This is a genomic window from Kaistella yananensis, assembly GCF_026107505.2.
In the GTDB taxonomy this organism is placed as follows: domain Bacteria; phylum Bacteroidota; class Bacteroidia; order Flavobacteriales; family Weeksellaceae; genus Kaistella; species Kaistella yananensis.
In genome coordinates this window covers 192,103-204,467 of sequence record NZ_JAPCHZ010000001.1, presented here as the reverse complement: position 1 = coordinate 204,467, position 12,365 = coordinate 192,103, and the positions used below count along the sequence as shown (strand labels likewise).

Here is a 12,365-nt window from a genome sequence, read left to right as displayed (position 1 = left end):
TGGTTACGCAGATTTATTTGTTGGTGAATCGCTCGAAACACCCAACTCTATGCCTACTTCCTGCTTCCAACTTCCAACTTCGGACTTCCTACACCATAAACAAATCGGAGGCGATTCCATCCGCCATGAACCAATGCTTTTCCGGAATTTTCAGGTGACTATTTTCAATGATTAAAATTCCTTCTTCAAGTTTGAACTGAATTTCTTTCTGAAGATGCGCCAGAACCTGTTCACTAAATCTTTCATTCAAAACCGTCAGGTCAACGCCCCAAACGGTTCTTAACCCAATCATAATCATTTCATTGAACTGATCGGCTTCCGATAAAATTTCGGTTTCCTTCGGAACTTTGTTCTGAACCAGCGAGTCGATGTAAAGTTTATTGTTGGCGATATTCCAGCTCCTTTCATTACTGCCGTTGTAGGAATGCGCAGAAGGTCCTATTCCCAGGTATTCATGGGATTTCCAGTAGGCGGAATTGTGGCGGGAATGAAAACCGGATTTCCCGAAATTGGAGATTTCATAATGATTGAAACCGTGATCTTTCAGGAATTCCGACATATAATAAAATTCACGGTTCTGTTCCGCTTCTTTCGGTGCGGGAATCTTATGCTGTTTAATCCATTGGTTAAGGGCGGTTTTCGGTTCTACGGTTAACGCATAAGACGAGACGTGAGGCACCTGAAGTGCAATGGTTTTGTTGAGATTTTCTTTCCAGATTTCAAAATTCGAGGTCGGTGACCCGTAAATAAGGTCAATACTGATATTTTCGAAACCGAAATCCTGCGCGCGCTTGATGGAAGATTCCGCTTCTCCGGCGTTATGGGCACGGTTCATGAGCATGAGATCTTCATTAAAGAAACTTTGAGTCCCGATCGAAAGGCGGTTGATTTCAGTTTGTGCAAGTTCCTTTAAAAATGGCTGATCCAGATCATCGGGATTGGCTTCGAGGGTAATTTCGATGTCCTCATTAAAGCTGAAATATTTCAGAACCTCATCAATGATTGATTTCAGTTCATCGACTTTCAGGATGGAAGGAGTTCCGCCACCAAAATAAAGGGATTTCAGGTTTTTGTCCTGGAGTTCATCTTTGCGCAGAAAAATCTCCTTTTTTATCGCAGCCATCATCTCTTCCTTAAAATGTAAAGAAGTGGAAAAATGAAAGTTGCAGTAACTGCATTTCTGTTTGCAGAAAGGAATATGGAGGTAGATCATGTCTGTTGTGGGGTGATGGGTGCGGGGTGATTGGGTAGCTGGTGGCTGTGGGCGAAAATTTTAAGTTTACAACTTCAGATTTATTCTGTCATTTGATGACATCAAACTTCCAGCATCCATCTTCCATCTTCCAGCGCTCCTAATACCTGTACCCTCTGGTATTGATAAAGTTTTCGATATTATACCCTACGCTCAGCATAAAACTACTGCCGGCATACTGCTGTATATCCGAAAGCCCGAAATTATAACTCGCGCCAAAAAAGAAATTGTTTACGGTCGCTTTCAGGATGGGCGAAATTCCAAGATTCTGGTTGCCGAATCTGTTTCTTGAAGTTCTGAAACTCGCTCCGGCCGAAAAAGAACTTTCGTCACCCAATACTGTAGCCATCAGGTTAAAATCTGTTATTCTGGAGGAATTGGTACTGAAATTCATCAGAACCGATGGCGACACATAAAACTGATCACCCAGGTAATAATCATACCCCGCATTCAGAATAATCTTGGTCGGTTCCGGCTCGATGCCGTTGACGATTGGGATATCATTGGTTAGCGCAATATCGTTTACGGAAACACCGGCAAATAAATTTCGGTAAGTCACTGCCAAGCCAAGATTTGCGTACACGAGAAACAGGCTGTTGGTATCCGAAGCCAGCGTAGGATCTCCCGGATCCTGAGGATTCAGTTTCGCGAGATCTATATTCATGTTGTAAAAATTCACGTTTGTTCCAAAGGAAAACTGGCTTTTCCTTTCGCCATCGTCGTCAATCGGAATGAAATAAGAAGCTCCGGCCCCAATTCCGTTGGAAGAAACCGGCCCGTTCTGGTCGCGGAAAAACGAAAGTCCCGCCCCTACCCGGTCGAAAACATTGGCATGAAGCCCAATCGACTGTACATTGGGCGACTCGGCGAACTGCGAAAACTGTTTCTGGTAATTTAAATTCAACACCACATCGTCGGTTTTACCGTAAAGTGCAGGATTAAACAGGAAATCACCGTCGAGCAGATACTGCTGATAATATGGAAGTGTTTCCTGCCCTTTGTAGTGTACAAAAAACAGTAAAACAGAAAATAAGGCATAAATTTTTCTCATAATGGCGGAGTGAAATTTAAACAAATATAAAAAACTTTTCGGGTTATCCGCGTTCCTGATAATTTCTCCATTTTTTCATGGCTTCCTCCATATCTGCGGGCATGGGACTTTCGAAATACATCTCTTTTTTGGTAACGGGATGGATGAAGCCCAGCGTATGGGCATGCAGGGCGTGGCGGGGCAGCACCTCAAAAACATTTTTTACAAACTGTTTGTATTTCGGCAGGTTAATTCCTTTCAGAATCACATTGCCTTCGTACCTTTCATCATTAAAAAGCGTGTGCCCGACATGTTTGAAGTGGGCGCGGATTTGGTGCGTTCTTCCGGTTTCCAGTTTACATTCTACCCAGGTCATGTATTTAAACCTTTCGAGGACTTTGTAATGCGTAACCGCGTGTTTGCCGAAACTTCCGTCCGGGAAAACCGCCATCTGCATCCGGTTTTTCAGGTGTCTGCCAATATTTCCCGTAATCGTTCCTTCATCGTCGGGCATATTTCCCCATACAAATGCCCAGTAAAGCCGTTTGGTGGTTCTGTCGAAAAACTGTTTCGCCAGGAAACTCAGCGCATATTCATTTTTGGCAATGACCAAAAGTCCGGAAGTATCTTTGTCGATCCTGTGCACGAGTCCTACCCTGTCGAGATCAGATTTCTCACCGTTTTTTTCGAAATGATAAGCCAGGGCGTTCACCAGCGTTCCGGTATAATTGCCGTGACCCGGATGCACCACCATGCCGGGATCCTTGTCTACCACCACCAGATCATCATCTTCATACACGATGTTAATGGGGATATCCTGAGGGATGATGATATTTTCGCGCGGCGGATGGGCCAGCAGCACGGATATTTCGTCGCCGGGTTTTACGCGGTAGTTCTGCTTTACGGGTTTACCGTTCACCACCACATTGCCTGCGCGGCAGGTTTGCGAAATCTTGTTCCGGGAAGAGTTCTGCCGGAAGATGAACAGAAACTTGTCGATGCGCAGCGGCTCTTGGTTTCGGTCAACTTTAATGTTGAGGTGCTCGTAGAGTCCTGCCGATTCGGCATCATCAGCTTCTCCGGATTCGCGGCCGGGTAAGTCTTCTTCTAAAAATTCGTCGGTTTCGTCGGACATAGATTAAAAAAAGCTTCAACTTTCCGCTGAAGCTTTAGGTGATTACTAAATGAGTATTATTCTACTATTACTTTTTTGGCTTTCGGCTTTTCTGCAGGTTTTGCGGGGGTTGCAGGTGCCGTAGTTTTCGGTTTGCTGTCGGCCCCGGATTTGGGCGTCTCCGATTTAGGGGTCTCCGCCTTTGGGGTTTCGGCTTTTTGCGTTTCACGCGTCGGGGTTTCCGGTCGCGGCTCTACGGTTCTCGGTGCAGGTTCCCGGTAAGCCGGTGGATCCACAAATTCCGGAAGCGGCTCTACATCCTGAAGTTTAATTCTGTAAATCGCGTTAAGCTCGCTTATTTTTCCGCCCATTTCCGCAGGGGTCTTTTTACTCGACCAGATATCAATCTGCATTCCCTGATCGCGGACATCAAACGGTGCCGGATCCTGATAATACACAATATCCGATTCGTCCTGCTTGCCGTCTTCACTTTCCACAAGACCTACTTCGAAAAGATTCTGTTTGATGATGGCTTTCGCTTCCTGTACGGTTAATCCCACCAGATTGGGAACGGTAATATTTCTTTTGGGGCCTGCGCCAATGACCAGATCAATGGTTGAAAAACGTTGCAGCAGCGTTTCCGGCTTCAGCACTGTTCCATTATACAGCATCCTGAGCACGGCGTCGCGCTGAATACTGGGCTCGTAAATGGTATCGCCAACCTTCAGCCCTACCTGTTCCAACTGCCGGAAGGCCAAACCTTTGTACCTGTCCAGAACATCAGGAACCGAGACCTGTGCGTAGGTTCTGGGGTTTACTTTAAGGATAATCGTCCTGCCGTCTTTCACACGGGAACCCGGTGACGGATAAATCTGTAAAACCTGAAAAGGGCGGTATTTGGGATCGTATTTGAAACTGTCAACCTCATAATCCAGTCCGGAATCATCGAGGATTTTTATGGCATCATGTACGGATCTGTTCATCACATTGGGTACTGCGATCTCCTTGCCGTGATTCGTATGAAGCTCCAGCCACCGGAATGTTAACCAAACCAATCCTGTGAAAACCACAGCTGCCAAAATGATATTAACCAGGACTTTCCAGTGGAAAAGCGATTTAAGCATATTTCTAAATCTTTAAATATAGTTGCAAATATATAAAATAATCTTTTTCGTAAATGAGAGAAACTTATTGCTCCGCTTTTTAATGTTCAAAAGTTTTGAAATATTTATCTTTGCAGACTAAAGCAAATCCATGATTTTATCCATGACCGGCTTCGGAAGAAGCGAAGGAGTGTTCGAAGGAAAAAAAATTACTGTCGATATCAAGTCGCTCAACAGCAAATCATTCGACCTGAATATAAAGATGCCCCTGCGGTATAAAGAAAAAGAATTCGAACTGCGGAAAGTCCTCAACGACAATATCCTGCGCGGTAAGGTAGACTGCTACATCAATCTCGAAGCGCTGGACGATTCCGGTGATGTGAGCGTAAACCATGAACTGGTGAAAGCGTACATGGATGATCTGAAGAAAATTGCCGCTGACGGACCCGATTTCGAATACCTGAAAATGGCCATCAGAATGCCCGATGCCATCTCTACCCGCCCCGACGAACTGAATGAAAATGAATGGATCTTCCTGAGCGGCCTCATGAAAGAAGCCCTGGCAAAATTCGACAGTTTCCGCAAAACCGAGGGCAATAACCTCCACGAAGAGCTGAAACGCAACATCCACAATATTGAAAATTACCTATCGCAGGTGACGCCTTACGAAAGCATCCGCCTGGAAACCATCAAAGAAAAATACCGGAGCACCCTGAATGAATTCGACAATATTGATGAAACAAGATTTTATCAGGAAATGGCTTATTTCACTGAAAAACTCGACATTTCTGAAGAAAAGGTCCGCCTTGCCCAACACCTGAAATATTATAACGAGGTGATGAAAAACGAAGAGTTCAACGGAAAGAAACTCGGCTTCATCTCCCAGGAAATCGGCCGCGAAATCAATACATTAGGCTCAAAAGCCAACCACGCAGAAATCCAGAAACTCGTGGTGATGATGAAAGACGACCTGGAAAAAATCAAGGAGCAGACGCTGAATGTTCTGTAAAAAGAGCCAAGGAAAAAGTACAAAGAGCCACAAGCAAAAAGCCATTAACCAGTAGCAATTATGAACAAAGTCATCATATTCTCAGCGCCTTCCGGAAGCGGAAAAACCACTTTGGTAAAACATTGTCTACAGCAATTTCCGCAATTGCAGTTTTCCGTTTCAGCCACTACCAGAGCTTTGAGAGGTGAAGAAATTCACGGGAAAGACTATTTTTTCCTTTCGGTAGAAGCATTTAAGAAACTGATTTCAGAAAATGCTTTCGTGGAATACGAAGAAGTGTACCACGACAAATTCTACGGAACCCTGAAATCGGAGGTCGAAAGAATCTGGAAAAGTGGTAAAACCGTTATTTTCGATGTGGATGTAAAAGGCGGTATCGCCCTAAAAAAATATTTCGGCGACAAAGCCCTCTCGGTTTTCATTATGCCTCCGTCTGTTGAAGAGCTGGAGCGAAGACTGGTTTCCCGCGCCACCGATGATCCGGAAACCATCAAAACCAGAGTCGCGAAAGCTTCTGAAGAAATGACGTATAAAGACCAGTTCGATGCAATCATCGTCAATAATGATCTTGATGAAGCGAAAAATACGACAGAAAATATCCTGAAAAACTTCCTTCATTCATGAAAATTGCCATTATCGGCTGCGGATGGTTAGGCAAAAGGTTGGCGAAACATCTTACCGGCCGGAATCATCACGTCATCGTGACGACTACTTCTCCTGAAAAAGTTGAGGAGTTGAAGGAAGTTGCGGCAGAAGTTCATGTGCTCGATTTCAGTAAAGATTTTGATGCAGATTTCCTGAATGCTGCCGAAGTTGCTATTTTCAGCATGCCTGTTTCCCGCCATTCCTGGTTTGAAGGTTTTAAAAAATTGGGAACTCAGTTCAGAAAATCCCTTTTTTTCAGCTCTACCGGAATTTATCCTCAGCAAAACGGAATCTTTACCGAAGAACATCGTGAAAATCTTCGCCGAGATCTTCTGGCTTCAGAGCAATTGGTTACAACCAAATATCCTGAAACCATTATTCTGCGTTTGGGTGGTTTGATGGGTGACGAAAGATCCCTGAAGAATTTTTATGCAGACAGACAACCGCCTGATCCCAAAAAAAAAGTAAATTACATCCATTACGGAGATATTTCAGCAATGGTAGAACTTTTGCTCTCTGCGGACCATCAAAATAAACCTTATAATATCGTTGCACCGGAACATCCTACGGTTCTTGAGGTGTTAAACGCTGATCAAGAAGCAAGCAAAACGAGTTCAAATGAGGACAGAGACCGAATCATCTCGTCTGATCTTTTCATTAAAGAATTTAATTATAAATTTATACATCCGAATCCTAAATATTTTTAATCATGAGTACAGCGAATTTAGATAAAGCAAAATCGAATCTTCCGGTAAGGGGATTCTTAAAAATAGATGATCTTGTAATTCCTCAGGGCGAAGAACTGGTACAGGCCATTCTGGATCTTAAAAAGGAAAAAAATGCAGTAATCCTTGCACATTATTACCAGCCGCCAGCCATCCAGGATATCGCAGATTTCTTGGGAGATTCCCTTCAGTTGGCACGTCAGGCAAAGGAAACCGATGCCGACATGATCGCGTTCTGTGGAGTACATTTCATGGCCGAAGCCGCAAAGATCCTGAATCCTACCAAAAAAGTGGTCCTTCCTGATACCCAGGCGGGTTGTTCCCTTGCCGACGGCTGCAGCGGCGAAGGGTTAAGAGCCATGCGCGCCAAACATCCTAACGCCTTAATCGCCACCTACATCAACTGTAACGCGGAAACAAAAGCGGAATCCGACATCATCGTGACGAGCTCCAACGCCGAAACGATCATTAAATCTTTACCGGAAGACCGCCCGATTATTTTCGCACCTGATAAAAACCTCGGTGCTTATCTTGCGAAGAAAACCGGCCGCGACATGATCCTGTGGGACGGAAGCTGCATCGTGCACGAAGCATTTTCTATGGAAAGAATCGCGAAACAGCTGGCAGAAAATCCCGACTCCAAACTCATTGCGCATCCTGAAAGTGAATCCGCAGTCCTCGATCTTGCGCATTTTGTGGGTTCCACTTCAGCACTTCTGAATTACGTGGAAAAAGACGACTGCCAGAAATTCATTGTCGCGACAGAAGAAGGCATTCTTCACGAAATGAGAAAACGGGCGCCGCAGAAGGAGCTGATTCCGGCCCTTGTTTTTGATGAGAGCTGCAACTGTTCGGAATGTTTTTACATGAAGAGAAACACGATGGAAAAACTGTACCTCTGCATGAAATACGAGTTGCCCGAGATTTTAATTGATGAGGAACTGCGCCTGAAAGCCCTGAAACCCATCGAAGCCATGCTTGAAATGAGCAAGACGATTAAATAATTAATTAACATTGCTGTTAGAGCTTAAAACCCTAACAGATTCTGAATAAAACGATGACCTCTAAAATCATTTTCGACCACCTGAAAATATACGCCTATCACGGTGTGCTTCCCGAAGAAACCATTATCGGAACCTATTTCATCCTGAATGTTGAAATTCACGCTGATGTATGGAAAGCGACGGAAAGTGATGATTTGCACGACACCATCAACTATGCAGAAATCAATGCGCTGATTCATGAGGAAATGAAAATTCCGTCGCAGCTGATGGAACATGTCTGTGGCAGGATCATGCGGAAAATTAAAGACACCTTCCCGCAGATCAGCTTTCTTTCAGTAAAAATGACGAAAACAAATCCGCCAATGCAGGGCGAAATGGACGGTGTATCGGTGTATTTTGAAAAGAAATTCTAAGGGGAATTAAATCAGATTTAAGAAAACATGAATAGCAGCGGGCTTCAGCCCGCTTATCTTTTGTCCCAGCGCGTGGGCTTTAGCCAAAACATAAATCCTTAAAATCTGCGACCTTTATCAGATTGGCGAAAGTTCCTGCAGCCTTGATCCCAAAATATTTTCAGTAAATTTGTGCGGCCACAAAATTTTTCAGGCCCGTACCATCTCAAATAAAGACAACATTCAATGAAATATATTGTACTTTCATTAATCTCTGCCATGCTCCTCAGCATTTCGTGGCCCACCTACGGAATCCCGTTCTTCATCTTTTTTGCCCTCGTTCCTCTTCTGATGATGGAACACGACATTTCGAAATTTTCGGGAATCAAAAACAAAGGCAGTCTTGTTTTCGGACTTTCCTATATCTGCTTTCTGATCTGGAACATCGTAACCACAGGCTGGCTCTACGGGTCGAAGAATCCAGACGGAACCCACTCGCTTTTTGCAGTCGCTGTTCCTGTCATCCTCAATTCGCTGTTCTACTCCTTCATCTTTCAGCTCTATCACTGGTACAAAAATGCGCAGGGCACCTATTGGGGGCTTACTTTCTTTGTCGCCATCTGGATGTGTTTCGAGAAATTTCACCTCAGCTGGGAACTGACCTGGCCGTGGCTGAATTTGGGCAATGTGTTCGCAGATTACCCGAAAATCATTCAGTGGTACGATACACTGGGCGCTACGGGCGGAAGTTTCTGGATTTTACTCATCAATGTGTATGCTTTCTATACGCTAAGAATCTGGGAAGCCGGCCGCAAAAGAAAATCTTTAATCATCAATTCTTCGGTTTTGGTGATTGCTATTGCCGTTCCGATGCTGATTTCTTTGGTGAAGTACAATAATTTCGATGAAAAACCAATCGGGTCAGTGAATGTACTCATGCTGCAGCCGGAATTGGATCCTTACACCGAAAAATATTCGAAAGACAGTTTAACCATTCTGAATGATTTACTCACGCTGGCGGAAACAAATTCCAAAGGACAGATCGATTATTATATCGGTCCGGAAACCTCGATTCCCGGTTTCGGTTCGATTTCCGAAAACGGTTTTGAGCAGAGCATGCTTTTGAATACCGTAAAAGGTTTTCTTGCCAAACATCCGAAATCGGTTTTCGCGACAGGGATTTCTTCCCACCGTTTTTACGCGGATGAAAATGAAAAATCTGAAACCGCTTACCAAACTTCACAGGGTATGTATGTTGACAGCTATAATTCTGCTGTTCAGATTATTCCGAATCAGAAAGTAGAAGTTTACCACAAAGGGAAACTAGTTCCCGGCGTTGAAATTTTCCCGTATATCAACGTACTGAAACCGCTTTTAGGCGATGCCATGCTGAATCTTGGCGGCACCACGGCTTCTTTAGGAATCGATAAAGAAAGAATCGCATTCACCAACCCTTACAATCCCGGAAAACTGGCTCCAATCATCTGTTATGAAAGTATTTATGGCGAATTCGTAACGGATTACGTAAAAAAAGGAGCCAACTTTCTGGCTATTATGACCAACGATTCCTGGTGGGGCGTTACCCAGGGCCACCAGCAGCTCATGGCGTATGCAAGACTGCGCGCGATTGAAACCCGCCGCGAAATCGCCCGTTCCGCAAACAGTGGAATTTCTGCCCACATTAATGCCAGAGGAGATGTACTGGCTGATACGCTGTACGGCGACAAAACGACGCTCTTCGCCAAAATTAATCTTTATGACGGCATGACTTTTTACAGCAGAGCCGGCGACTTGCTGTCAAGAATTTCTGTTTTCATCCTCGGATTTCTGGTATTTTACACGCTGATTAAGAAATTCCAGAACAGGAAGAAAGGTTAAAGTTAGGTTAAGAATTTTTCCTGAAATTGTAATGGTTCATCAGAATCCGGATTTCGTTGAATTCAAAATCATTTGGCAGGATTTTCTTCCAGTCGGATAAGGTTTCGGCGCTGCTGTTTTTTTTGAATTCTTTTTCGAAAGTTTTTATCTTTTCTTTATCGAAAATCCTCGTAAGATCGAGCAAACCCTGATCTGCGAATTTGGCGAGATGTCCGTAAATAGTTTCGGTCACCAACCCTCGGTCTCTTGCGATTTCGGGGATGGTTTTCCCTTCCTCAAAAAGCTGGAACGTAAGGATGTGCGACGGAATTTTCGCAATTTTAGTCGTCACTTTCACATCATTCTCGGGATCGAAAAGCTGCGTTTCCAGCAAATGAAGGTCTTTTAAACCGTTCAGATAATCTTCCAGATCATCCAGAAAAACCCGGAAGTCTTCGTTATACTGTTTCAGCCCTTTCACGCCTTTACTTTCGGCATAAAATTCTTTCAGCGGACTGAAAATCTTCGCATTTACATTCGTAAAAAAGAAATTCACCGCCCCTTTTGCCTTGGCTTCAATCTCACTCCATTCCTCTTCGCCACTAATGAATTTGCGCGTTTTCTGCTGAATGATCTTTTCGAATTTTTCGCAGACTGACGAAAATTTTTCAGTTTCGGGTTTGATGCCGTGATAAAGAAATTTTACTTTCTCTTTATCCAGCATTTTGCTGTGATTCGCTGAATTATGCCATAGCTGCAACGCAGGAAGAATCCATTTACAGTCGATCCTGCTTATGATTTTATGGATGCTGTAATCGTATTTTTCAGTATTCAGAATTTCTTCGATGCGATTATTGGCATTCGTTTCATCCTGAAATTTCGAAACCCTACGGTCGGAAAAAATAACATCAGGAGTAATTTTAGATTTCAGGACGATTCCTTCCAAAGTCCGGCAGCGGGAAAGTGCGACATATACCTGGCCGGAAGCAAAAGATTTTCCGGCATCGATGATGAGCCGGTCGAAAGTAAGGCCCTGAGATTTATGGATCGTAACCGCCCAGGCCAGACGGATGGGATACTGTTTGAAACTTCCCAGCACCTCTTCCTGAATGCTTTTGTCTTCACCCCAAGAATAGCGTTTCTGCTCCCAGGTTTCTTTCTTGAGTTTATAAATTTCGTCTTCACCATCGATGATGACGCTGATTTCCTTTTCGTTAACTTCAACCACTTCTGCAAGTTTACCGTTGAAATATCTTTTTTCGCCGCTGGCATCGTTTCGGATAAACATAATCTGCGCACCAACTTTCAGCTCCAGGATTTCGTCATTCGGAAATTGGTTTTCATTAAAATTTCCGATGATTTCCGCATCATAAAAATGCGCTTTCCCCGGAAGTGCTGCCAATTTTTTCTGATTGATTTCATAGGCCATCCTGTTGTGCGAAGTGAGATAAACATAAGGTTCATCTTTGGGTTCGAAATCCGGCAGATATCTTTTATTAAGCGTCTCGAAATCGATGTCGCCCACTTCTCCGTCTCGGATTTCGTTCAGGATTTCGAGGAATTTCTCATCTTTCTGCCGATAAACGGTGGTAAGTTCAAGCGTGATGAGCGGAAGTTCCTTCAACGCATAGCTGTCGAAGAAAAACGGTGAACTGTAATACTGTTTCAGAACATATTCGTCGCGTACCACCGGCGGTAACTGATAAAGATCGCCGATAAAAAGCATCTGCACACCACCAAATTTCTGTTGGTTCCGACGCACATGCCTCAGCGAAAAATCCATCATATCGAGCACATCTGCCCGAAGCATGGAAACCTCATCAATGATAATCATTTCAATTTCGCGCAGCAGTTTCAGTTTGTCTTTGCGGTATTTGAAATGATGCATGAGATCGGCAATATTGTTGGCCAGATTACTGTCGACCCTTTCTGTGGTAGGAAGAAAAGTACGCAGCGGCAATCCGAACATCGAATGAATTGTAACCCCGCCGGCATTAATTGCAGCAATTCCGGTAGGCGCTACCACGATATGTTTCTTGCGGGTTTTGCTCACAAAATCGTTAAGAAAAGTGGTTTTTCCCGTTCCCGCTTTTCCGGTAAGAAAAATACTGCGGCTGGTATGTTCTGCCAAATTGAAGAGAGATTCATTCATCATCCAAATTTAAAGAAAATCATTAATCTTTCCACAAACCAGACGGATTAAATAAGTTCTGTATTTTAGAGTTCAAAGCTGT

Annotated in this window: 11 protein-coding genes; 6 read left to right on the top strand and 5 right to left on the bottom strand. The window is 43.9% G+C overall.

Features of this window, described 5'->3' with window-relative positions; all coding sequences use genetic code 11:
• Window positions 1-88 precede the first annotated feature (88 nt).
• From hemW to OK344_RS00895, 4 genes are all read right to left on the bottom strand, one after another.
• Window positions 89-1,213 carry a radical SAM family heme chaperone HemW gene (gene hemW, locus OK344_RS00910; protein ID WP_265143011.1) on the bottom strand — a complete coding sequence of 375 codons (1,125 nt, stop codon included), beginning with the start codon at window positions 1,211-1,213 and terminating at the stop codon, window positions 89-91.
• 139 nt (window positions 1,214-1,352) lie between these two features.
• Window positions 1,353-2,303 carry a PorP/SprF family type IX secretion system membrane protein gene (locus OK344_RS00905; protein ID WP_265143010.1) on the bottom strand — a complete coding sequence of 317 codons (951 nt, stop codon included), beginning with the start codon at window positions 2,301-2,303 and terminating at the stop codon, window positions 1,353-1,355.
• A gap of 43 nt (window positions 2,304-2,346) precedes the next feature.
• Window positions 2,347-3,417 (bottom strand): RluA family pseudouridine synthase, encoded by a 1,071-nt coding sequence (locus OK344_RS00900; RefSeq protein WP_265143009.1) that lies wholly within the window; start codon window positions 3,415-3,417, stop codon window positions 2,347-2,349.
• Between the two features lie 56 nt (window positions 3,418-3,473).
• Window positions 3,474-4,520: a PASTA domain-containing protein gene (locus OK344_RS00895; RefSeq protein WP_265143008.1), complete on the bottom strand. Its 1,047-nt coding sequence runs from the start codon at window positions 4,518-4,520 to the stop codon at window positions 3,474-3,476.
• Window positions 4,521-4,650: 130 nt separating this feature from the next.
• On the opposite strand from OK344_RS00895, the gene OK344_RS00890 reads away from it, so the two are divergent.
• The 6 genes from OK344_RS00890 to lnt all read left to right on the top strand — a co-directional run bounded on the left by OK344_RS00890 (window position 4,651) and on the right by lnt (window position 10,152).
• A complete protein-coding gene (locus OK344_RS00890; protein WP_088468039.1) occupies window positions 4,651-5,508 on the top strand; it encodes a YicC family protein in 858 nt (285 codons plus the stop codon).
• Between the two features lie 60 nt (window positions 5,509-5,568).
• Window positions 5,569-6,132, top strand: a complete 564-nt coding sequence (gene gmk, locus OK344_RS00885; protein WP_265143007.1) for a guanylate kinase — start codon at window positions 5,569-5,571, stop codon at window positions 6,130-6,132.
• Window positions 6,129-6,860 carry an NAD(P)-binding domain-containing protein gene (locus OK344_RS00880; protein WP_265143006.1) on the top strand — a complete coding sequence of 244 codons (732 nt, stop codon included), beginning with the start codon at window positions 6,129-6,131 and terminating at the stop codon, window positions 6,858-6,860. The genes gmk and OK344_RS00880 overlap by 4 nt, the downstream gene beginning before the upstream one ends.
• Window positions 6,861-6,862: 2 nt before the next feature.
• A complete protein-coding gene (nadA, locus tag OK344_RS00875; RefSeq protein WP_265143005.1) occupies window positions 6,863-7,882 on the top strand; it encodes a quinolinate synthase NadA in 1,020 nt (339 codons plus the stop codon).
• A 53-nt stretch (window positions 7,883-7,935) separates the two neighbouring features.
• Window positions 7,936-8,295 (top strand): dihydroneopterin aldolase, encoded by a 360-nt coding sequence (gene folB / locus OK344_RS00870; RefSeq protein WP_265143004.1) that lies wholly within the window; start codon window positions 7,936-7,938, stop codon window positions 8,293-8,295.
• 225 nt (window positions 8,296-8,520) lie between these two features.
• A complete protein-coding gene (lnt, locus tag OK344_RS00865; RefSeq protein WP_265143003.1) occupies window positions 8,521-10,152 on the top strand; it encodes an apolipoprotein N-acyltransferase in 1,632 nt (543 codons plus the stop codon).
• 7 nt (window positions 10,153-10,159) lie between these two features.
• Here the strand turns inward: lnt and OK344_RS00860 are convergent, their stop codons facing one another.
• Window positions 10,160-12,283, bottom strand: a complete 2,124-nt coding sequence (locus OK344_RS00860; RefSeq protein ID WP_265143596.1) for a helix-turn-helix domain-containing protein — start codon at window positions 12,281-12,283, stop codon at window positions 10,160-10,162.
• Window positions 12,284-12,365: the final 82 nt, after the last annotated feature.

Coding starts and splice junctions, on each gene's coding strand:
- OK344_RS00890 (WP_088468039.1), top strand. CDS start 4,651: ATGATTTTATCCATGACCGGCTTCGGAAGAAGCGAAGGAGTGTTCGAA.
- OK344_RS00895 (WP_265143008.1), bottom strand. CDS start 4,520: ATGCTTAAATCGCTTTTCCACTGGAAAGTCCTGGTTAATATCATTTTG.
- OK344_RS00905 (WP_265143010.1), bottom strand. CDS start 2,303: ATGAGAAAAATTTATGCCTTATTTTCTGTTTTACTGTTTTTTGTACAC.
- folB (WP_265143004.1), top strand. CDS start 7,936: ATGACCTCTAAAATCATTTTCGACCACCTGAAAATATACGCCTATCAC.
- nadA (WP_265143005.1), top strand. CDS start 6,863: ATGAGTACAGCGAATTTAGATAAAGCAAAATCGAATCTTCCGGTAAGG.
- OK344_RS00860 (WP_265143596.1), bottom strand. CDS start 12,283: ATGAATGAATCTCTCTTCAATTTGGCAGAACATACCAGCCGCAGTATT.
- gmk (WP_265143007.1), top strand. CDS start 5,569: ATGAACAAAGTCATCATATTCTCAGCGCCTTCCGGAAGCGGAAAAACC.
- OK344_RS00880 (WP_265143006.1), top strand. CDS start 6,129: ATGAAAATTGCCATTATCGGCTGCGGATGGTTAGGCAAAAGGTTGGCG.
- hemW (WP_265143011.1), bottom strand. CDS start 1,213: ATGATCTACCTCCATATTCCTTTCTGCAAACAGAAATGCAGTTACTGC.
- lnt (WP_265143003.1), top strand. CDS start 8,521: ATGAAATATATTGTACTTTCATTAATCTCTGCCATGCTCCTCAGCATT.
- OK344_RS00900 (WP_265143009.1), bottom strand. CDS start 3,417: ATGTCCGACGAAACCGACGAATTTTTAGAAGAAGACTTACCCGGCCGC.